Annotated in this window: 16 protein-coding genes; 12 read left to right on the top strand and 4 right to left on the bottom strand. The window is 75.3% G+C overall.

The window, feature by feature from the left end:
- The first annotated feature begins 26 nt into the window (after positions 1 to 26).
- From bioD to ACFP1Z_RS24970, 7 genes are all read left to right on the top strand, one after another.
- Entirely contained in the window at positions 27 to 743 is a 717-nt protein-coding gene (gene bioD, locus ACFP1Z_RS25000; RefSeq protein ID WP_390319647.1) for a dethiobiotin synthase, read from the top strand.
- A gap of 236 nt (positions 744 to 979) precedes the next feature.
- Entirely contained in the window at positions 980 to 1,681 is a 702-nt protein-coding gene (locus ACFP1Z_RS24995) for a class I SAM-dependent methyltransferase (protein ID WP_390319646.1), read from the top strand.
- A gap of 236 nt (positions 1,682 to 1,917) precedes the next feature.
- Positions 1,918 to 3,267, top strand: coding sequence for a hemolysin family protein (locus ACFP1Z_RS24990; protein ID WP_390319645.1), 1,350 nt, complete (start codon positions 1,918 to 1,920; stop codon positions 3,265 to 3,267).
- Positions 3,264 to 4,280, top strand: a complete 1,017-nt coding sequence (locus tag ACFP1Z_RS24985; protein WP_390319643.1) for a hemolysin family protein — start codon at positions 3,264 to 3,266, stop codon at positions 4,278 to 4,280. Before ACFP1Z_RS24990 ends, ACFP1Z_RS24985 begins: the two co-directional genes overlap by 4 nt.
- Before the next feature lie 117 nt (positions 4,281 to 4,397).
- Positions 4,398 to 5,840, top strand: coding sequence for an adenylosuccinate lyase (purB, locus tag ACFP1Z_RS24980; protein ID WP_390319642.1), 1,443 nt, complete (start codon positions 4,398 to 4,400; stop codon positions 5,838 to 5,840).
- Between the two features lies 1 nt (position 5,841).
- A complete protein-coding gene (gene mug, locus ACFP1Z_RS24975) occupies positions 5,842 to 6,381 on the top strand; it encodes a G/U mismatch-specific DNA glycosylase (RefSeq protein WP_390319641.1) in 540 nt (179 codons plus the stop codon).
- 101 nt (positions 6,382 to 6,482) lie between these two features.
- Complete coding sequence (locus tag ACFP1Z_RS24970; protein ID WP_390319640.1) at positions 6,483 to 7,673, top strand: ROK family protein; 1,191 nt, start codon at positions 6,483 to 6,485, stop codon at positions 7,671 to 7,673.
- An 18-nt stretch (positions 7,674 to 7,691) separates the two neighbouring features.
- Here the strand turns inward: ACFP1Z_RS24970 and ACFP1Z_RS24965 are convergent, their stop codons facing one another.
- On the bottom strand, positions 7,692 to 8,441 hold the full coding sequence (locus ACFP1Z_RS24965) for a GntR family transcriptional regulator (RefSeq protein ID WP_390319639.1): 750 nt from the start codon (positions 8,439 to 8,441) through the stop codon (positions 7,692 to 7,694).
- A gap of 167 nt (positions 8,442 to 8,608) precedes the next feature.
- On the opposite strand from ACFP1Z_RS24965, the gene ACFP1Z_RS24960 reads away from it, so the two are divergent.
- Positions 8,609 to 9,364 carry an SDR family oxidoreductase gene (locus ACFP1Z_RS24960; protein WP_390319638.1) on the top strand — a complete coding sequence of 252 codons (756 nt, stop codon included), beginning with the start codon at positions 8,609 to 8,611 and terminating at the stop codon, positions 9,362 to 9,364.
- Between the two features lie 10 nt (positions 9,365 to 9,374).
- Here ACFP1Z_RS24960 and ACFP1Z_RS24955 read toward each other — a convergent pair whose 3' ends face one another.
- Positions 9,375 to 10,304: an RNA polymerase sigma-70 factor gene (locus tag ACFP1Z_RS24955; protein ID WP_390319637.1), complete on the bottom strand. Its 930-nt coding sequence runs from the start codon at positions 10,302 to 10,304 to the stop codon at positions 9,375 to 9,377.
- Positions 10,305 to 10,466: 162 nt separating this feature from the next.
- Between ACFP1Z_RS24955 and ACFP1Z_RS24950 the strand changes: the two genes are divergently transcribed.
- The 4 genes from ACFP1Z_RS24950 (at position 10,467) to ACFP1Z_RS24935 (ending at position 16,088) form a co-directional block, all read left to right on the top strand.
- Positions 10,467 to 11,315: an alpha/beta fold hydrolase gene (locus ACFP1Z_RS24950; protein ID WP_390319636.1), complete on the top strand. Its 849-nt coding sequence runs from the start codon at positions 10,467 to 10,469 to the stop codon at positions 11,313 to 11,315.
- Positions 11,316 to 11,429: 114 nt separating this feature from the next.
- On the top strand, positions 11,430 to 12,839 hold the full coding sequence (locus ACFP1Z_RS24945; RefSeq protein ID WP_390319634.1) for a dihydrolipoyl dehydrogenase family protein: 1,410 nt from the start codon (positions 11,430 to 11,432) through the stop codon (positions 12,837 to 12,839).
- Between the two features lie 147 nt (positions 12,840 to 12,986).
- Positions 12,987 to 14,327, top strand: a complete 1,341-nt coding sequence (locus tag ACFP1Z_RS24940; RefSeq protein WP_390319633.1) for a GNAT family N-acetyltransferase — start codon at positions 12,987 to 12,989, stop codon at positions 14,325 to 14,327.
- A 75-nt stretch (positions 14,328 to 14,402) separates the two neighbouring features.
- Entirely contained in the window at positions 14,403 to 16,088 is a 1,686-nt protein-coding gene (locus tag ACFP1Z_RS24935; protein WP_390319632.1) for a DUF885 domain-containing protein, read from the top strand.
- Positions 16,089 to 16,140: 52 nt separating this feature from the next.
- On the opposite strand, the gene ACFP1Z_RS24930 is transcribed toward ACFP1Z_RS24935, so the two are convergent.
- Positions 16,141 to 19,212: an AAA family ATPase gene (locus ACFP1Z_RS24930; RefSeq protein WP_390319630.1), complete on the bottom strand. Its 3,072-nt coding sequence runs from the start codon at positions 19,210 to 19,212 to the stop codon at positions 16,141 to 16,143.
- Positions 19,209 to 20,369 (bottom strand): exonuclease SbcCD subunit D, encoded by a 1,161-nt coding sequence (locus ACFP1Z_RS24925; RefSeq protein WP_390319629.1) that lies wholly within the window; start codon positions 20,367 to 20,369, stop codon positions 19,209 to 19,211. The genes ACFP1Z_RS24930 and ACFP1Z_RS24925 overlap by 4 nt, the downstream gene beginning before the upstream one ends.
- Between the last annotated feature and the right edge of the window lie 53 nt (positions 20,370 to 20,422).

The following is a 20,422-nucleotide window of genomic DNA, read 5'->3' as shown; positions in this document are numbered from 1 at the left end:
AAGAAAAGAAAGAAGGGCAACAGTCCATGTCGGTCCTGATGGTGACCGGAACCGGCACCGGTGTCGGCAAGACGGTGGTCACCGCCGCGCTCGCGGCGGCGGCGCTCGCCGCAGGCCGCAGCGTGGCGGTGCTCAAGCCCGCGCAGACGGGAGTCACGGCGGACGAGCCGGGGGACGTCGCCGAGGTGCGGCGGCTGGCCGGCGGGATCACGGGCGAGGAACTCGCCCGCTACCCCGAGCCGTTGGCACCGGACACGGCCGCCCGCCGGGCGGGCCGCGCGGCGGTGCGGCCGCGCGGGATCGAGCGCGCGGCGGCCCGGCTCGCGGCGGGGCACGACCTGGTCCTGGTCGAGGGCGCGGGCGGACTGCTCGTGCGCTTCGACGAGGAGGGCGCGACGCTGGCGGACGCCGCGCGGCTGCTGGGCGCGCCCGTCCTGCTGGTCGCCCGGGCCGGTCTGGGCACGCTCAACGACACGGCGCTGACCGCCGAGGCGCTGCGCTCGCGGGGACTGCGCTGCCCGGGCGTGGTGATCGGCAGCTGGCCGGACGCCCCGGACCTGGCGGCCCGTTGCAACCTCGCCGATCTCCCGGGGGCGGCGGGCGTCCCCCTGCTCGGCGCGCTTCCGCAGGGTGCGGGCGCCCTGTCCCCGGACGGTTTCCGCGCGGCGGCGGGCGGCTGGCTGGCCCCGGAGCTGGGGGGCGGCTGGGCCGCGGCGCGCTTCGCGGCGCGGCACCGGGCGTGAGGCGCGTACCGGGCCTTGAGCCGTACGGGCCTTACGGGCCGTAAGGGGCAGGGCAGTTGCGGGCGGCGGAGCGGAGACGGACGAGTGCGCGGACACCCCCGCGATCACCCGGCGCCACGGCCGCGCTCCGCCCAACTGCCTCCGGCTCCGCCGGAACTCCGCGTGCCGACGGTGCGAGGTGTTGCGGGCGGGGGAACAATCGCGGTAGCCGTCCGATCCCCGGGAAGGGGTGTGCCATGCCGCTCCGGAGCACCGCGACACCGCACGACGCCGTGCACCATCCTCTCTTCGCGCGGTTCTACGCGAAGTGCGCCCCTGCCTGGGACGAGCGGGCCGGAATCGTCGCGCACCGGCGGGAGTTGCTGGCCGGGCTGTCGGGCCGGGTGATCGAGATCGGTGCCGGGACCGGGCTGAACTTCCCGTACTACCCGGGGACGGTCTCGGAGATCGTGGCGATCGAGCCCGAACGGCTCCTGCGCAGACTCGCGGTGGAGGCCGCGGTGCGTACGGGCGTTCCCGTGGACGTGGTGCCGGGGGCGGCGGAGGCGCTGCCCGTGAAGAGCGAGGCGTTCGACGCGGCGGTGGTCTCGCTCGTGCTGTGCTCGGTGCGGGACGTGCGGCGGGCGCTCACGGAGTTGCGGCGGGTGCTCAGACCGGGCGGGGAGCTGCGGTTCTTCGAGCACGGCCGGGCCCCGGGGCGGGCGCACGCCGCGGTGCAGGAGGTGCTGGACGCCACGGTGTGGCCCCTGCTGTTCGGTGGCTGCCACACGGCGCGGGACCCCCTGGCCGCGATCACGGCGGCCGGTTTCGAGCCCGTCACGTACCGCCGGATCAAGGTGCCGTGGACGCCGGTCGCCTCACCGGCGTCGCCGTGCGTGCTGGGGGTGGCCCGGCGGCCGTCCGCCCCGGGTGCGGGCGAGCGGCCCGGACCCTCCTGAGGGGCGGGGCACCCGGCGGCGCCGGCCGGTCCCGTCGGCGGATCCTCACCCACCGAGAACGCTTTGCCCGTCCTTTACCATGGTGGCGTACGTTCCCTATCTCCATCCGCATATGCATCCGCACGACGTGAAAGGTGTGAGCGTCCGCCCATGGGCGAGCCTCCCAGTAGTCCCCGCAGTCGACATCGCGCGCGCCTCCGCGCGGCCCTGGCCGATCATGGGACGGAGGTGACCCGATGACCGAAGTGCTCCTGCTGGTGGCCGCTCTCGCGCTCACCCTCGCCTGTGCCGTCTTCGTCGCGGCGGAGTTCTCGCTGACGACCGTCGAGCGCGGCGAGCTGGAGCGGGCCGTCGAGCGCGGCGAGCGCGGGGCGACGAGCGCCCTCAAGGCCGTGCGCAGCCTGACCTTCCAGCTCTCCGGCGCGCAGCTCGGCATCACGGTCACGGGCCTGATCATCGGCATGATCTCCAAGCCGTCCGTCGCGGCGCTGCTCACCGGCCCGCTGCGGGCGCTGGGGCTGTCGGCCTCGGTGGCCTCCTCGGCGGCGCTGCTGCTGGGCACCGTGCTCTCCACCGTGGTGCTGATGGTGCTCGGCGAGCTCGTGCCCAAGAACTGGGCGATCTCCCGGCCGCTGCCCGTCGCCCGGCACGTCGCGGGCGCGCAGAACGCTTTCAGCACCGCCTTCCGCCCGCTGATCCGGCATCTGAACAACACCGCGAACCGCATGCTGCGCCGGATGGGCCTGGAGCCCGCCGAGGAGCTGGCCTCCGCGCGCAGTCCGCAGGAACTGGCCGCGCTCGCCCGGCACTCGGCGAAGGAGGGCGCGCTGGAGGCGGACACCGCCGAGTTGTTCGTGCGTACCCTGGGCCTGGCCGAGCTGACGACGGAGAACGTGATGACCCCGCGCGTGCAGGTCACCGCGCTGGAGGCGACGGCCACCGCCGAGGATGTCGCCGAGGCGACCCGCGCCACCGGCCTGTCCCGCTTCCCCGTCCACCAGGGCGGTCTGGACACGGTCGTCGGTGTCGCCCACATCAAGGACGTCCTGGCGATACCGGCCGAGCGCCGGCCCCTGCACCCGGTGACCGCACTGATGCGCGACCCGCTGCTGGTGCCGGAGTCGCTGACCGTGGACCGGCTGCTGGACCGGCTGTCGGCCAAGCGCAGCATGGCCGTCGTCATCGACGAGTACGGCGGCACGGCCGGTGTGGTGACCCTGGAGGACATCGTCGAGGAGGTCGTCGGCGAGGTCCGCGACGAGCACGACCCCGACGAGCTGCCCGATCTGGCCCCGGCCGGTACGGACGCCGAGGGCCGCGCGGTGTACGACGCGGACGGCTCGGCCCGCACCGACCAGCTGGAGATCATCGGGCTGCGGGCGCCCGACGGCCCGTACGAGACGGTGGCCGGGCTGGTCGCCACCGCGCTGGGGCGTATCCCGGCCGCCGGGGACACCGTGGAGGTGGCCGGCTGGCGCGTCGAGGTCGTCGACGCGGCCGGGCACCGCGCGGCGCGCGTCCGGCTGACCGCGCCCCCCGACGGCGGCGGGCACAGCCCGGCCGCGGACCGGGAGGCGGACCGATGACCGTCGTCGTCCAGTTGCTCATCGGGCTGGCGACCCTGGTCGTCAACGCCTTCTTCGTGGGCGCCGAGTTCGCGCTGATCTCCGTGCGCCGCAGTCAGGTCGAGCCGCTCGCCGAGCACGGCGACCGGCGGGCCCGCGCCGTCCTGTGGGGGCTGCGGCACGTCTCGGCGCTGCTGGCCGCCGCCCAGCTCGGCATCACGCTGTGCACGCTGGTGCTCGGTGTGGTCGCCGAGCCGGCCATCGCGGATCTGCTCTCGCCGCTCTTCGACCTCGCCGGGGTGCCGGACCAGCTGATCCACGTGTTCTCGTTCGTGATCGCGCTGGCCGCGGCGACGTACGCGCACATGCTCCTCGGCGAGATGGTGCCGAAGAACGTCGCGCTCGCCGACCCGGTGCGTTCCGCGCTGCTGCTGGGACCGCCGCTGGTGGCCGTGGCCCGCGCGCTGCGCCCGCTGGTGTTCGCCGTCAACTCGCTGGCGAACGGCCTGCTGAAGCTGTTGCGGGTGGAGCCCAAGGACGAGGTCGCGGCGACCTTCTCCGACGACCAGCTCGTCCGGATCGTCGGTGACGCCGGTGCGGCCGGGCTGCTCGACGAGCGCGCCGCGGGACGGCTGCGGGACGCCCTGGAGCTGGGCCGCCGCCCGGTGCAGGACGTGGTGCTGCCCGTCGAGCGCGTCGTGGCCGCCCGGCTCGGCGTCACCCCCGAGGAGCTGGAGCGGCTCTCGGCGAGCTCGGGCTTCTCCCGCTTCCCGGTCGTCGATCCCTCCGGCCGCATCCTGGGCTATCTGCATGTGAAGGACGCCCTCGACGCGGGCCCGCGCGACGTGCCCTTCCCGCTGCGGCGGATGCGTCCGATCGCGAGTGTGAAGGCGGCGACCCCGCTGGACGACGTGATCACCGCGATGAGCGGCTCGGGCAGCCACATCGCGGCCGTCATCGGCGACGACGGCCGCCTCGCGGGCCTGGTCACGCTGGAGGACGTGCTGCGGCAGCTGGTGGGCCGGCGGATCTGAGCGGTGCGGGGGGTGTCCGGGAGCGGTTCCGGACACCCCCCGCACCGCCGTCCTGGCGTTTCGCACAACTCCGGCGCCGCGCTGGCCTGCGGGAACGACCAAGTAGACTCCTCGACTGTGACTGCTGCGCCTGCAAAACCCCGTATCCCCAATGTCCTCGCCGGCCGCTACGCCTCGGCGGAGCTGGCCGTCCTGTGGTCCCCCGAGTACAAGGTGACGCTGGAGCGCCGCCTGTGGCTGGCCGTCCTGCGCGCGCAGAAGGACCTGGGGATCGAGGTGCCGGACGCCGCCCTCGCCGACTACGAGCGGGTCCTGGACCAGGTCGACCTGGCCTCGATCGCCGAGCGCGAGAAGGTCACGCGGCACGACGTGAAGGCCCGTATCGAGGAGTTCAACGCCCTCGCCGGCCATGAGCACGTCCACAAGGGCATGACGTCCCGGGACCTGACCGAGAACGTCGAGCAGCTGCAGATCCGGCTGTCCCTGGAGCTCGTCCGGGACCGCGCCGTCGCCGTCCTGGCCCGCCTCGGCCGGCTCGCCGCCGAGCACGCGGAGCTGGTCGTGGCCGGCCGCTCCCACAATGTGGCCGCGCAGGCCACGACGCTGGGCAAGCGCTTCGCGACCACCGCCGACGAGCTGCTGGTGGCCTTCGCCCGCGTCGAGGAGCTGCTCGGCCGCTACCCGCTGCGCGGCATCAAGGGCCCCGTCGGCACCGCGCAGGACATGCTGGACCTGCTGGGCGGTGACGCGGACAAGCTCGCCGAGCTGGAGCGCCGCATCGCCCACCACCTGGGCTTCGCGCACGCCTTCACCTCCGTAGGCCAGGTCTACCCGCGCTCGCTGGACTACGAGGTGGTCACCTCCCTCGTGCAGCTGGCCGCCGCCCCCTCCTCGCTGGCGAAGACGGTCCGGCTGATGGCCGGGCACGAGCTGGTGACCGAGGGCTTCAAGCCGGGCCAGGTCGGTTCCTCGGCGATGCCGCACAAGATGAACACCCGCTCCTGCGAGCGCGTCAACGGTCTGATGGTGATCCTGCGCGGCTACGCCTCCATGGCCGGTGAGCTGGCGGGCGACCAGTGGAACGAGGGCGATGTCTCCTGCTCCGTGGTGCGCCGGGTCGCGCTGCCGGACGCGTTCTTCGCCCTCGACGGGCTGCTGGAGACCTTCCTGACGGTCCTCGACGAGTTCGGCGCGTTCCCCGCGGTCGTCGCCCGCGAGCTGGACCGCTACCTGCCGTTCCTCGCCACGACCAAGGTGCTGATGGCGGCCGTGCGGGCCGGGGTCGGCCGGGAGGTCGCGCACGAGGTCATCAAGGAGCACGCGGTGGCCTCCGCGCTGGCGATGCGCGAGCAGGGCGCCGAGCGCAACGAGCTCCTCGACAAGCTGGCCGCCGACGAGCGCATCCCGCTGGACCGCGCGGGCCTGGACGCGCTCATGGCCGACAAGCTGTCCTTCACCGGTGCCGCGGCGGACCAGGTCGCCTCGCTCGTGGCCCGCATCGAGGAGATCGCCGGCAAGCACCCCGAGGCCGCGGCCTACGTGCCGGGCGCGATCCTCTGACATGACGCCCGCCGAACTGCGGGCAGCCCGCGACCGTCTGGTGCCCGATGTCGTGGCGGACGGTCTGCGGGTGCTGTTCTGCGGCATCAACCCGGGGCTGATGTCGGCCGCGACCGGGCACCACTTCGCGCGCCCCGGCAACCGGTTCTGGCCCGTGCTGCACGCGTCGGGGTTCACGCCCCGGCAGCTGCGGCCGGCCGAGCAGGAGGAGCTCCTCGGGTACGGGCTGGGCATCACCAATGTCGTGGCGCGGGCGTCGGCGCGGGCCGACGAGATATCCGCCGAGGAGTTCCGCGAGGGCGGCCGGATCCTGACCGCCAAGGTGGAGCGGCTGCGGCCGCGCGTGCTCGCGGTGGTCGGCGTCACCGCCTACCGCACCGCCTTCGGCGAGAAGAAGGCCGTGATCGGCCCGCAGGAGCGGACGATCGGCGCGACCCGGATCTGGGCGCTGCCCAACCCCAGTGGTCTGAACGCCTCGTGGACGCTGCCGCGCATGGCCGAGGAGTACGGGCGGCTGCGCGCGGCCGCCGAGGCCGGCTGAGCACGGCGGGTGCGGGCCCGCCCGGGAAGGCTCGCCACCCTGCCCGGCAGCGGCTACCATCCGCCGGGCAGGCAAAGGACACGCAAAGCAGGAGGCGGCACGTGGGGCGGCTCACCGGTGGGGACCCGTCTCTGCTGCGGCGCATCAACTCGGCCGTGGTCCTGCGGGCGTTGCGTGCCGCCGCCTCCCCGGTGCCCGGTACCGCCCCCACCCTCACGCATCTGGTGCGGGTCACCGGGCTGTCCCGGCCGACCGTGGAGGGCGTGGTCGAGGGGCTGGTCGAGTCCGGTCTGGTCGCGGAGGTGCCCGCCGAGGAGGGCGAGGCCCGGCGGCAGGGCCGTCCGGCGCGCCGGTTCCGGTTCCGGACGGAGGCCGGGCATCTGCTGGGCATCGAGATCGGGGCGCACCGGGTCGCCGTGCTGCTGGCGGATCTCGGCGGGCAGGTCGTCGGCGCCGAGTCGGCCGCGGTGACCGAGACGGCGTCCGCCGACGAACGGCTGGCGTGCGTCCGCCGCACCGTCGAGAGCCTGCTGGAGCGTACGGGCGTGCCGTCGGCCTCGCTGTGGGCGGTCGGGGTGGCCGGCCCGGGCATCGTCGAGGCGGACGGCACGGTGCGGCTGGGCACCGCGCTGCCCGGCTGGACGGGGCTGCCGCTCGGGGAGCGGCTGCGCGCCCGTTTCCACTGCCCGGTGCTGGTGGAGAACGACGCGAACGCGGCGGCCGTGGCCGAGCACTGGAAGGGCGCGGCCACCGGCTCGCAGGACGTCGTCTTCGTCCTCGCCGGGCTGAGCCCGGGCGCCGGCTCGCTCATCGGCGGCCGGCTGCACCGGGGCTTCGGCGGCGCCGCCGGGGAGATCGGCGCGCTGCACCTGCTGGGCCGCGAGGCCACCCCGGAGGAGGTCCTGTCGACGACGGGCGAGCCGCTGCACCCGCTGGACGAGGGGCAGGTGGCGCGCGTGTTCGCGCTGGCGCGCTCGGGCGACGAGCGGGCCGGGGCGGCCGTGGAGCGCTTCATGCGCCGCCTGGTGCACGACGTGGCCGCCCTGGTCCTGGCACTCGACCCGGAGCTCGTCGTGGTGGGCGGCTGGGCCGCGGGGCTGGACGGTCTCCTGCCGCCGCTGCGCGCCGAGTTGGCCCGCTACTGTCTGCGCCCGCCCCGGGTGGTGCAGTCGCTCCTGGGGGAGGCGGCGGTGGCGACGGGGGCGTTGCGGCTGGCTCTGGACCAGGTGGAGGAGAAGCTGTTCGCGGTGGAGGGGCGCCAGGACCTGTCCGTCGGCCCAGGTGCCCCGTAACGCGCGCGTCGAACCGTTTCAGCCCGCCAGCAGCTGCATGCCGGGCCCGCCCGTGTCCCCGAACGTCAGCCTGCAGGTGTCGGCCCGGTACGTGGCCACGGACACCGCCGCCGTGCCGCCTCCGGCGAAGTAGCGCGTGGTGACCAGGAGTACGGGCGCGCCCGGCAGCCGGTCGAGCTTCTTGGCGTCGTCGGCGCGGGCCGAGCCGAGCTCGACGGACCGGTCCTGCCCGTCGAGCGGGAGGCGCTGCAGTTCGCGCAGGACGGCGCGGGCGCGGGCGGCTCCGGCGAGCGTGCCGAGGGCGGCCGTCGCGGGCAGGGTCGCGGCCGGGACGTAGAGCAACTCGGCGGCCACGGGCTGCCCGTGGCTCCTGCGGATGCGGCGGACGACGTGCACCGGGTCGTCGGAGGGCACGCCGAGCGCGCGGGCGACCGCGTGCGGCGGCTGTGCCTCGGCGGAGTCGACGGGCTGCCAGATCTCGGGGCCGCCGCCGGGCCAGGAGCGCTCGCCGTCGCCGACGGCGACGACCGTGCGGGGCGGGGCGACGGTCGTGCCGACGCCCCGGCGGCGCTGCAACCGGCCCTCCAGCTCCAGTTGTTCGAGCGCCTGGCGGAGCGTGGCGCGGGCCACGCCGAAACGGGCGGCGAGCTCACGCTCGTTGGGCAGGATCTCCCCCACCGCGAACTCCGAGTCGAGCGCCTCGCTCAGGACGGTCTTCAGGTGCCAGTACTTCGGCTCCGGCACCGTTTCCGGCTGTGTGATCCCCACCCTGATCCTCCGCCAGCTTTTCGCGCTCTTCTTTATGAAAGGTTGTTGCAGTATGCCTGCGACCATAGGGCGGCGCACAGGCTTGGTCAAGACCAATGCCGTGATGCTCCGCGGCTTCCGTTACGGTGATCGATCATCGGTGTACATCTCGGGGGAAGGCGGCGGGAATGTCCGTGACGGACAAGGTCACTGTGGTCACCGGCGGCGGCAGGGGCATCGGCGCGGCCGTCGCGCTCCGCCTGGCGCGCGCGGGCCACCGCGTCGGCATCGGCTACGCACGCGACCGGCAGGCTGCGGAGGAGACGGCGGCGGCCGTGCGCGCGGAAGGCGTCGCGTGTGTGGCGGTGCGGGCCGACACCAGCGACGAGAGCGCGGTGGACGAGCTCTTCGCGACGGTGCGCGAGCGGCTGGGACCGGTGACGGGTCTGGTCAACAACGCGGGGATCACGGGGCTGTTGGGCCGCTTCACCGAGACACCGGTGGAGCGGATACGCCGCGTCGTGGACGTGAACGTCACGGGCGCACTGCTCTGCGCACGGCGGGCGGCGCTGGAGATGTCCACGCGGCACGGCGGCACCGGCGGGGCGGTCGTGAACATCTCCTCGGCGGCCGCGACCCTGGGCGCCCCCGGTGAGTACGTGCACTACGCGGCGAGCAAGGCGGCCGTGGACGCGATGACGGTGGGGCTGGCCAAGGAGCTCGCCGAGGAGGGCGTCCGCGTCAACTGCGTGCAGCCGGGCATGATCGCGACCGGTATCCACGCGGCCATGGGCGACCCGGAACGGCCGTGGAAGAAGGCCTCGGCCGTGCCGATGGGCCGCCCCGGCGAGCCGGAGGAGATCGCGGGGGCGGTGGCCTGGCTGCTGTCGGCGGAGGCGTCGTACACGACGGGCGCGGTGCTGCGGGTGGCGGGCGGGCTGTGACCGCCCGGTCTCAACCCCCCGCGAGCGCGCCCAGTTTGTCCGGGTTGCGCTGGAGGTAGACGGCCGTGATCCGGCCGTCGACGACGTCCAGGGCCAGCGCGGTGTCCGGGCGTCCGCCGTCCAGCAGGAGCACCGCCGGGCCGCCGTTGAGCTCCAGGAAGCGCAACTCGGCGCCGGCGGGGGTGTTCGGGGCGACGGCGAGCAGGAAGCGGGCGACCTTGTCGGCGGACTCGATGACGCGCAGCGGCGCCTTGCTCCTGCCGCCGCTGTCGCCGACGAGACGGACGTCGGGGGCGAGGAGCTCCAGCATGCGCTCGAAGCTGCCGCCACCGGCGGCGGCGAGGAACTGCTCGGTGAGCTCGCGGCGTTGGACGGGGTCGACGGCGAACCGGGGTCTGCGCTCGTCGACATGGCGGCGGGCGCGCCCCGCCAGCTGGCGCACGGCCGCCTCGGAGCGCTCCAGTACCTCGGCGATCTCCCGGTAGGGGAAGCCGAAGGCCTCACGGAGCACGAAGACGGCGCGCTCCAGCGGGGAGAGGGATTCGAGGACGACGAGCACGGCCAGGGAGACGGAGTCGGCGAGGACCGCCTGCTCGGCGGTGTCGGGCACGGCGGGCCCGTAGTCGGTGACCAGCGGTTCGGGCAGCCACGGCCCGACGTACGCCTCGCGGCGGGCGCGGTCCTGGCGCAGCCGGTCGAGGGCGAGCCGGGTGGTGACGCGTACGAGATAGCCGCGGGCGTCGCGCACGTCCCCGTGTTCGGCGCGGGACCAGCGCAGCCACGCCTCCTGCACGATGTCCTCGGCGTCCCCGACGCGGCCCAGCATGCGGTAGGCCACGCCGGTCAGGACGGGCCGTTGTTCCTCGAACGCCGTCAGCGCGCGTTCCCTCGTCGTCGTCACCGCTCCATCCCAGCCGCCCGCGCCGCGACTTGTCCACATGAGGTGGCTCTCATCGCGCTCTCATCCGTTCGGCCCGTCCGGCTGCGGGTCCGCGGGGCGGGGCGCCCATACTGACCGCACAGGGTCTACCCAGGAGTAACCGTTGCTGACATCCTGTCTCGGTACATCGGCTGCCGCCCGCGGACGACGAGGAGCCACCCCATGACCGACACAGTCGCCTTCAGTGTCACGACCCCCGCCGGAGCACGGACCGTCGAGATGTCCTACGAACGCCTCGGCGGCGGTGAACCGTTGGTCCTGCTGCACGGCATAGGGCATCACTTGCAGGCCTGGGACCCGGTCACCGGGATCCTCGCCGCCGAGCGCGACGTGATCGCCGTCGACCTGCCGGGCTTCGGGTCCTCCCCCGCGCTGCCCGGCGACATCAGCTACGACCTGCAGGGCGTGACCCCGGTGCTCGGGGCGTTCTTCGAGACCCTGGGCCTGGACCGGCCGCACGTCGTGGGGAACTCGCTCGGCGGGCTGCTGGCCCTGCAACTGGGCCACGACAAGCTGGTGCGCAGCGTCACCGCGCTCTCCCCCGCCGGATTCTGGACGGAGGCCGAGCGCCGTTACGCCTTCGCGGTGCTGACGGGCATGCGGCGCGGCGCGCTCTCGCTCTCCCCGCAGGCCGTCGCCCGGCTGGCGCGGACGGCGGCGGGGCGGGCGGCCCTGGTGAGCCCCATCTACGCGCGGCCGGGCCGCCGTTCGCCGGACGCGGTGATCGCCGAGACGCGGGCCATGCGCGAGGCGACCGGTTTCGAGGCCACGCTCGCGGCGGGCCGGGGCGGCGTGCTGTTCACGCACGACGTGCCGGACGTGCCGGTGACGGTCGGCTGGGGCACCCGTGACCGGATCCTGCCGCGCCGTCAGGGGGCGCGGCTGAAGCGGCTGATCCCCGGCGCGCGGCTGGTGCGGCTGCCCGGCTGCGGGCACGTCCCGATGAACGACGATCCGGCGCTCGTCGCCCGCGTCATCCTCGACGCCACCCGCCCCCGCTCCGCCGGCTGATCCTCCCGGCCCGCGCGCCCCGGGCCGCGGCAGTGGCGCGTCGGCCCGCCGGGGCACGCCCGCGATGGCATGGTGGGCCCGTCCCGCGCGGTGCGAGCGAGAGGTCGGTGCGCGATGAGCAACAGGGCTGCCGAGGAGGTCGATGTCGTCGACGTCGTCGTCATCGGGCTGGGTCCGGGCGGCGAGTACGTGGCGGGCCGGCTGGCCGAGGCCGGGCTCGCCGTGGTGGGCGTCGAGGCGGAGCTGGTGGGCGGCGAGTGCCCGTACTGGGGCTGTGTGCCCAGCAAGATGATGATCCGGGCCGGGAACCTGCTCGCGGAGGCCCGGCGCGTCCCCGGCATGGCGGGCGCGGCGCGCGTCGAGCCGGACTGGACGCCGGTGGCCGCGCCGATCCGCGACGAGGCCACCGACGACTGGGACGACCGGGTCGCCGCCGAGCGCCTCACCGGCAAGGGCGGACGCCTGGTGCGCGGCCGCGGCCGGCTCGCCGGGCCGGGGCGGGTGAGCGTGGCGGCACAGTCCGCCGGGGAGGCCGCGCGGGAGTTCACGGCCCGGCGCGGGGTCGTGCTCGCCACCGGCTCCCGCCCGCAGATCCCGCCGGTGCCGGGCCTGGCCGGTGCGCCGTACTGGACGAACCGGGAAGCGGTCTCCGCGAAGGAGGCGCCCGCCTCGCTGCTGGTGCTCGGCGGCGGCTCGATCGGGGTGGAACTCGCCCAGGTCTACGCGCGCTTCGGCACCCGCGTCACCGTCGTCGAGGCCCTGGAACGGCTGGTGCCGGCCGAGGAGCCGGAGGCGGCCGAGCTGCTCGCCGGGATCCTGCGCAAGGAGGGGATGGAGCTGCGTACGGGCGCGAGGGCGGCCGAAGTGCGCCACGACGGCGGGGAGTTCACGCTCGTCCTCGCGGACGGCACGCGACTGACGGGCGAGCGGCTGCTGGTGGCCACGGGCCGCCGCCCGGACCTCGGTGAGCTGGGCCTGGAGACCGTGGGGCTCGATCCGGCCGCGCGGGCGCTGCCCGTCGACGGCCGGATGCGGGCGGCGCCGGGTCTGTGGGGCGTGGGCGATATGACCGGGCACGGGGCGTTCACCCACGTCGCGATCCACGAGGCGGAGATCGCCGTCCGGGACGTGCTCGGCCGGGGCGGGCCGGATGCCGACTACCGGGCGCTGCCGCGCGTGACGTTCACCGACCCGGAGATCGGCGCGGTGGGCCTGACCGAGGAGCAGGCCCGCGAGCGGGGGCTGCGGGTGCGCACGGCCCTGTCGCGGGTGCCGTCCTCCTCGCGCGGCTGGATCCACAAGGCGGGCAACGAGGGCCTGGTCAAGCTCGTCGAGGATGCCGACCGCGGGGTCCTGGTGGGGGCGTGTTCCATGGGGCCGATGGGCGGCGAGGTGCTCTACGGGCTGGCGGTGGCCGTGCAGGCGGAGGTGCCGGTGGAGACGCTGCTGCACATGATCTACGCGTACCCCACGTTCCATCGGGGCGTGCAGGACGCGCTCATGGCCCTGCGGCAGCGGGCCTGAGACACAGAACCCCAGAGAAGAACGCCAGAGAAAAACGCAGAGAAAAACCGCTGAGAAAACCGGACAGTTACCGACAAGGAGTGCCCTTTACCCACTGGTCACAGACCGTTCTCGATCACGCAACACCGCTCGGTCAGGGTGGGCCCCATGACCGACGAGCCCACCGCCCACCCGCAGCGGACCGGCGCCTGGCGGCACGACGCCGTCGAGCTGGCGGCCCTGTTCACGGCGGTCGCGGCCGCCGACGCCGTGGCCAACACGGTCGCGCACGGCCCCGACGGGCCGACCCTGCTGTTCGGCTCGGCCGGGGCGCTGCTGGCCACGGCCGGCTTCCACACCTGGTGGGGCAGGCGCCGCCGGGAGCGCGCCCGGCGGCACCTGCCGGCCGTCCCGCCCGCGCCGGCCTCCGGCGACGAGGGCCCGACCGCGCTGTGGCGGATGCGGACGACCGTCCGCGACGAGCCGGGCAGCCTGGCCACCCTGTGCCTGGCACTGGCCCGCCACCGCGTGGACATCCTGAGCCTGCAGACGCACCCGCTGGCCGACGGCACCGTCGACGAACTGCTGCTGCGCGCCCCGGCCGTGCTCCCCCGCGCCGAGCTGGCCGCGGCGGCCGCGGCCGGCGGGGGCCGCGACACCTGGCTGGAGCGCGCGGACGCCCACGACCTCGTCGACGCCCCGACCCGGGCCCTGAACCTCGCCACCCGCACCGCCCTGGACACGGCGGAACTCCCCCTGGCCCTCCGCAAGTTGTTCGGCCGCTGCACCATCCGCCACACCCCGGCCCGCGGCCCGCGCAAGGGCCGGCCCCTGCCGGCGGAGGGCTCGTGGGAGGGCACGGTCATGCGGCTGCGGGACCCGGCCGGGGGGACGATCACGGTCGAGCGCCCGTATCTGCCGTTCACCCCCACCGAGTTCGCCCGGGCCCGCGCGCTCGTGGAGCTCGACGCGCGGCTCGGCCCCCGGCTGCCCCGCCACGGGGACGTGCTGGAGCTCCCCGAGGGCGGCGGGATCACCGTGCGCCGTGCGGACTCCGGCGACCTGGCCGCGGCGCACGAGATGCACGAGCGCTGCTCGCCCGCGACGCTGGCCGCGCGCTACCACGGTCCCGCCGGGGACGCCGACCGCTATCTGCGGCACCTGCTCGGCCCGCGCTTCGGCCGCACCCTGGCCGCCTGGAACGGCTCCGGGCAACTGGTGGCCCTGGGGCATCTGCTGTGGGACGGCGAGGAGACCGAGATCGCGCTGCTGGTGGAGGACGAGTGGCAGCAGCGCGGCGTGGGGCGCCAACTGCTGCGCCGGCTGACGGAGATGGCGCGCGCGGCCGGCTGTGAGAGCGTCTACGCCGTCACCCAGGCGTCCAACACCGGCATGGTCGCGGCGATGCGCTCGCTGGACCTGCCCCTGGACTACCAGATGGAGGAAGGCACGCTCGTCGTCACGGCCCGGCTCGCGCAGACCCCCGAGGCGGCGCGCCGGCAACCGTAGCCGCCCCGGTCGTGCGTCCGGCGCGGACGCGATACCCCGTGGCGTGCACGCGCGTCGCGTACGAGGATGTGCCGCATGCCCAACCACACCAGTGACGCGCTGCCCCGTCGGATCGCCGACGCCCACGTCGACGCGTACACCGCGCTCGACCCGATCACCGGCACGTATCTGGGGGTGCCGGAGTCCTCCCGGCACCTGCCGGACTTCTCGCCCTCCGGACAGGAGGCCGTGGCCTCCCTGACGCGCACGACCCTCGACCGGCTCGCCGAAGCGGAGAAGCGGCCGGGTGCCGAGGACGAGCGCGAGCGGCGCTGCGCGCGGCTGCTGCGGGAGCGGCTGACCGCCGAACTCGCGGTGCACGAGGCGGACGAACCGCTGCGCACCGTCAGCAATCTGCACTCTCCGCTGCACGCCGTCCGGGACGTCTTCACGATCACCCCCACGGACACCGACGAGGACTGGGCGGCCGTCGCCGCGCGGCTGCGGGCCGTGCCCGCCGCCCTGGAGGGCTACCGCGCTTCCCTCGCCGAGGGCCTCGCCCGCAAGCTGCCGGGCGGTCCGCGGCAAGTCGCCACGGTCGTCGGGCAGTTGGCGGAGTGGATCGGGACGGACGGCGGCTGGTTCCGGGAGTTCACCGCGCCCGGGCCCGAGGCACTGCGCACGGAGCTGGACGAGGGGGCGGCCGCCGCGACCGGCGCCCTGGCCGCGCTGCGCGACTGGCTGCGCGAGGTGTACGCCCCCGCCGTGGAGGGCGCGCCCGACGTGGTGGGCCGCGAGCGCTACACCCGTTTCGCACGCCTGTGGAACGGTACCGACCTCGACCTGGACGAGGCGTACGCGTACGGCTGGGGGGAGTTCCACCGTCTGCTGGGCGAGATGCGCACGGAGGCGGAGAAGATCCTGCCGGGCGCGGCCACCCCCTGGCAGGCGCTGGCCCATCTCGATACGCACGGCGCGCACATCGAGGGCGTGGAGGAGGTGCGCCGCTGGCTGCAGCAGTTGATGGACGAGGCGATCGAGGCGCTGGACGGCACGCACTTCGACCTGGCGGAGCGGGTCAAGCGCGTCGAGTCGCGCATCGCGCCGCCCGGCACCGCCGCGGCCCCGTACTACTCACCGCCGTCGGAGGACTTCTCCCGTCCGGGCCGCACCTGGCTGCCGACGATGGGCCGTACCCGTTTCCCGGTCTACGACCTGGTCTCCACCTGGTACCACGAGGGCGTGCCCGGCCACCATCTGCAGCTGGCGCAGTGGACGCACGTCGCCGGCCGGCTCTCGCGCTACCAGGCCACGCTCGGCCAGGTCAGCGCCAACGCCGAGGGCTGGGCGCTGTACGCGGAGCGCCTGATGGACGAGTTGGGCTTCCTCGCCGACCCCGAGCGCCGCCTGGGCTATCTCGACTGCCAGATGATGCGGGCCGTCCGCGTGATCATCGACATCGGTATGCACCTGGAGCTGGAGATCCCCGCCCACTCCCCCTTCCACCCGGGCGAGCGCTGGACGCCCGCGCTGGCACAGGAGTTCTTCGCCCGGCACTCCTCGCACCCGGCGCCGTACGTCGAGAGCGAGCTGGTGCGCTATCTGGGCATGCCGGGCCAGGCCATCGGCTACAAGCTGGGCGAGCGGGCCTGGTTGACGGGCCGGGCGGCGGCGCGCAGGGCGCACGGTGCCGCGTTCGACCTGAAGGCGTGGCACATGGCGGCGCTCTCGCAGGGTTCGCTGGGGCTGGACGACCTGGTGGCGGAGCTGTCGGTGCTGTGAGCCGGGCCCGTGGGGGCGGCTCCGACGGGCCGCCCCCTCGGGTGGGTCCGGCTCAGGCGCCGGCGGTGCGGTGCCGGATCGTGGAGCCGGTGCGGCCCTTGAGGACCTGGAGCTGGGCGGGGATGCGGCGGCGCAGGTCGGCGACGTGGCTGACGATGCCGACGGCGCGGTCGCGTTCGCGCAGGGTGTCGAGGACGTCGAGGACCTCGTCGAGGGTCTGCTCGTCGAGGCTGCCGAAGCCCTCGTCGATGAAGAGGGTGTCCAGGCGGACGCCGCCGGCTTCCTCGGTGACGACGTCGGCGAGACCGAGGGCGAGGGAGAGGGAGACGAAGAAGGTCTCGCCTCCGGAGAGGGTGGAGGTGTCGCGTTCGCGTCCGGTCCAGGCGTCGACGACGTGCAGGCCGAGGCCCGAACGGCGGGTTCCGGAGCGGGCGTCGGAGTGGACGAGGGTGTAGCGGCCGTCGGACAGGTGCCGCAGGCGGACGGTCGCGGCGGCGGCGACCTGCTCCAGGCGGGCTGCCAGGACGTAGGACTCCAGGCGCATCTTGCGTTCGTTGTGCGCGGAGGTGCCGGCGGCGAGGTTGGCGAGAGCGGTGACGCGCCGGTGTTCCGTACGGAGGGGGGCCAGCGCGCGGACGTCGGCGAGGGCCTCGGCGGAGAGCCGGTCGAGGTCGGCGCAGCGGGTACGGGCCGCGTGGTCCCGGGTGCGGGCCTGTTGAAGCCGTGCGTCGGCGGCGGCGAACCGCGCGTCGGCGGCGGCGGGGTCGGCCGGGGGCCTGCGGGCGGCCTCGGCGGTCCGGGCGTCGGCGAGGCGCGCGGCGGTGGCGCTCTCCTCGCGCTGCCAGGCGTCGAACCGTTCCTGCAGCGCCTGTTGCCCGCTGTCCGGGAGCGCGGCCTCGGCGGCGTCCCGGGGGGTGGCGAATCCGGCGTGGCGGGCGGCTTCGGCGAGGTGGGTGCCGGCCGTGCGCAGGGCGTCGGCCGTGTCGGTGGCGGCCCGCGCCGCCTCGGTGGCGGCGGCGACGAGGGCCGCGCGCCGTTCCAGCAGTGCCGCGCGGGCGGCGACACTGCCGGCTCCGCCGCGGGCCCGCGTCAACTCCGTTGCGAGCTCGCGCAGTTCGTCGTCGACGGCGGTAAGGCGGCGGTCCCGGGCGGCGGTACGGACCCGGGCGGCCTGCCGGGCGTCGTGATGCCCGGCACGGTCCTGCTCGGCACGGGCGAGGGCCTCGCGGGCGGCGGGGGCGTCGGCGGCGGCCGCGCGGGCCTGCCGCAGGGCGCGGTCGGTCTCCTCGGCGGCGTCGGCGAGTTCGGCGGTGGTGGCGTCCCCGGCTTCGGCACGGGCGCGGGCGAGGTCGTCGCGCAGAGCGTCCAGGGCGCGCTCGGCCCGCTGCCGGGCGTCGTCGGCGCGCTGGACGTCCTCGAAGGCGCGGTCCTCGTCGGCGGCTTCGACGTGGCCGGGCTCGGGGCGGGCCGGGGCGGGGTGTCCGGTGGCACCGCACACGGGGCACGGCGCGCCGTCGGCCAGCGCGTCGGCGAGTTCGGCGGCGACCCCGCGCAGGCGGCGTTCGCGCAGGCCGAGCCAGTGTTCGCGGGCGGTGGCGGCGGCTTCGCGGGCGGCGAGCAGGGCGGCCTCGGCGGCCGAGAGTCCGCCGGTGAGGCGGTCGCGTTCGCGGGCGGCGGCCAGGCGCCGCCGGGCGGGCTCGGTCTCGCCTTCGAGGCGGGCGGCGCGGGTGGCGGCCGCGTGGGCGGCCTCGACGCGCTGTTCGGCGGCGGCCCGGCGCTCGTCCCAGCCGGCGAGCCAGTCCTCGGCGGCGGCGAGGGCGGCCGCGTCGGCGGCGGCCTCGCTGCTCAGGGCGGCGCGTTCGGCGGTGAGGGCGGCGGCGCGTTCCTCGGTGCGGCGGGCGGCGGCCAGTTCGCCGAGTTCCTCGCGCAGGGACCGTTCCAGGGCGGCGAGTTGCGCGGTGGTGGCGGTGGCGTGCTCGGGGGGCAGCGGGCGGCGGGCGTCCTGCTCGGCGGCGAGGGCCTCCTGGTGGGCGTGCGCGGCGCTGTCGCGCAGGCCGAGCGCGAGGGTCACGGGGGCGGCGGCGCGGGCGCGTTCCAGGCGCGTGCGCACGCGGTCGTGTTCGGGGCGCTGTGCTTCCAGGGTGGCGGCGCGCTGCCGGGCCTCGGCGAACTGCTGCTGCAGTCCGGCGAGTTCGTGGACGTCCTGGGCGTGCTGCTGGGCGGCCCGGCTTGCCTGGTCGGCGGTCTCCAGGGCGACGGCGGCGATGTCCCGCTGCTCGCGGGCGACCGTGCGGGCCACGGCGGCCCAGGAGAGCACGGCCTCGGCGAGGTCGTCCCCGGCGGGGGCCTGCTGCCGGTCGGCGGTACGGGCCGTACGGGCACCGGCGCGCTGCCGCGGTACGGGCGTGCCCGTACCGGCGGGCAGCGGCAGCGCGTCGGCGTCCGGGCCCCGGCCCGCGGCCTGCGCCATGCGGTGGGCGAGCCCGGTGAGTTGCGCATCGGCGGCCGCGACCTGTTTCTCGCTTGCGCGGCGCAGTTCGGCCAGGTGCTCCTCGACGGCGGCGAAGCGGCCGGTGTCGAAGAGTTTGCCGAGGAGCTTGCCGCGCGCGGAGTCCTCGGCGCGCAGGAAGCGCGCGAACTCGCCCTGCGGCAGCAGGACGACCTGGCAGAACTGGTCCCGGCTCATGCCGATCAGCTGGAGGATCTCCTCGCCGATCTCCTGGTGGGAGCGGCTGAGCCCGTCCCACCGGTCGCTGCCCGGCCGCCACTCGCGCAGTTCGCTGACGGCCCGCTCGCGGGTCAGGCCCTCGCCGCGCTTCTTGGGCCGGTAGTGCTCGGGCCGCCGGGTGATCTCCAGGCGGCGGCCGCCGGCGGTGAACTCCAGGCGCACCTCGGTGGCGGTGCCGGGGGCGGCGTGGTCGCTGCGCAGGGTGGGGCCGCTCTCGCGGGCGCCGGGCACCGCTCCGTAGAGGGCGTAGCACACGGCGTCGAGGACGGAGGTCTTGCCGGCGCCGGTGGGCCCGTGCAGCAGGAAGAGGCCGGCGGCGGAGAGCGTGTCGAAGTCGACGTGCTGAGTGGCGCCGAAGGGGCCGAAGGCGGTGACGGTGAGCCGGTGGAGTCTCATCGGCGGGCCTCGCTGTCGTCGGCGCGCACGGCGTCGAAGGCGTCGGCGAGCAGGGCGCGTTCGGCGGTGTCGGGGCCGTGGCCGCCGCGTACGTGGGCCACGAAGTCCTCGGCGATCTGCTGGTCGGTGCGGCCGCGCAGCCGCCGGGCGTAGGAGGCGAGCGGGTCCTCGTCCGGCCGTTCGGGCTCGAAGGCGAGGCTGACGATGTGCGGGAAGCGCTTGGCGAGGCGGGCCATGGGTTCGTCGGGGCGCAGCGGGTCGGTGAGGACGGCCTCGACCCAGGCGTTCTCGTGCCGGGCGTGCGCGGGGTCGGCGAGCAGGTCCGCGAGGCGGCCGCGGAGCCGGGCCAGGGGGCGGGGCACGGGGGTGTCGAGGCGGTCGGCGGTGACGGTGCCGTCGGCGTCGAGGTCGACGAGCCACATGGTCTTGCGGTGGTGGGCCTCGGAGAAGGAGTAGGCGAGCGGGGAGCCGGAGTAGCGGACGCGTTCGGTGAGGGTCTGGGCGCCGTGGAGGTGGCCGAGGGCGGTGTAGTCGATGCCGTCGAAGAGTGCGGCGGGGACGGCGGCGACGCCGCCGACGGCGATGTCGCGTTCGCTGTCGCTGCTCACGCCGCCGGAGACGAAGGCGTGGGCGAGGACGACGGAGCGGGTGCCGGCGGGGCGGCCGGCGAGGTCGGCGCGGACGCGGTCCATGGCGGCTTCGAGGACGGCGGCGTGGCCCGGCCGCTCGGCGCCCAACTCGGCGCGTACCAGGGCGGGTTCGAGGTAGGGCAGTCCGTAGAAGGCGACGTCGCCGTGGGCGTCGGGGAGCACGACGGGCGTGCCGCACTCGGCGGGGGCGGTGCGCAGGTGGATGCCGGCCCGTTCGATGAGGCCGGCGCCGACGCCGAAGCGGCGCGGCGAGTCGTGGTTGCCGGAGATCATCACGGTGGGCACGCCGAGGCCGGCGAGGCGGTGCAGGGCGTCGTCGAAGAGTTCGACGGCGGCGAGCGGCGGTACGGCCCGGTCGTAGATGTCGCCCGCGACGAGGACGACGTCGACGTCGTGCTCGCGGACGGCGGTCACCAGGTGGTCGAGGAAGGCACGCTGGGCGTCGAGCAGGCTCGTGCGGTGGAAGCTGCGGCCCAGGTGCCAGTCGGAGGTGTGCAGAAACCTCACGGGGCGGCTCCGTCCGGCATGTTCCGCGCTCCTCCTCGTCGGGTCTGCACCAG

The sequence above is a fragment of the Streptomyces gamaensis genome (genome assembly GCF_042656465.1).
In the GTDB taxonomy this organism is placed as follows: domain Bacteria; phylum Actinomycetota; class Actinomycetes; order Streptomycetales; family Streptomycetaceae; genus Streptomyces; species Streptomyces gamaensis.
The sequence above is the reverse complement of the archived record's forward strand: the minus strand, read 5'-3'. Positions and strand labels throughout refer to the sequence as shown.

Coding starts and splice junctions, on each gene's coding strand:
- bioD (WP_390319647.1), top strand. CDS start 27: ATGTCGGTCCTGATGGTGACCGGAACCGGCACCGGTGTCGGCAAGACG.
- ACFP1Z_RS24995 (WP_390319646.1), top strand. CDS start 980: ATGCCGCTCCGGAGCACCGCGACACCGCACGACGCCGTGCACCATCCT.
- ACFP1Z_RS24990 (WP_390319645.1), top strand. CDS start 1,918: ATGACCGAAGTGCTCCTGCTGGTGGCCGCTCTCGCGCTCACCCTCGCC.
- ACFP1Z_RS24985 (WP_390319643.1), top strand. CDS start 3,264: ATGACCGTCGTCGTCCAGTTGCTCATCGGGCTGGCGACCCTGGTCGTC.
- mug (WP_390319641.1), top strand. CDS start 5,842: ATGACGCCCGCCGAACTGCGGGCAGCCCGCGACCGTCTGGTGCCCGAT.
- ACFP1Z_RS24960 (WP_390319638.1), top strand. CDS start 8,609: ATGTCCGTGACGGACAAGGTCACTGTGGTCACCGGCGGCGGCAGGGGC.
- ACFP1Z_RS24955 (WP_390319637.1), bottom strand. CDS start 10,304: ATGTGGACAAGTCGCGGCGCGGGCGGCTGGGATGGAGCGGTGACGACG.
- ACFP1Z_RS24950 (WP_390319636.1), top strand. CDS start 10,467: ATGACCGACACAGTCGCCTTCAGTGTCACGACCCCCGCCGGAGCACGG.
- ACFP1Z_RS24945 (WP_390319634.1), top strand. CDS start 11,430: ATGAGCAACAGGGCTGCCGAGGAGGTCGATGTCGTCGACGTCGTCGTC.
- ACFP1Z_RS24940 (WP_390319633.1), top strand. CDS start 12,987: ATGACCGACGAGCCCACCGCCCACCCGCAGCGGACCGGCGCCTGGCGG.
- ACFP1Z_RS24935 (WP_390319632.1), top strand. CDS start 14,403: ATGCCCAACCACACCAGTGACGCGCTGCCCCGTCGGATCGCCGACGCC.
- ACFP1Z_RS24930 (WP_390319630.1), bottom strand. CDS start 19,212: ATGAGACTCCACCGGCTCACCGTCACCGCCTTCGGCCCCTTCGGCGCC.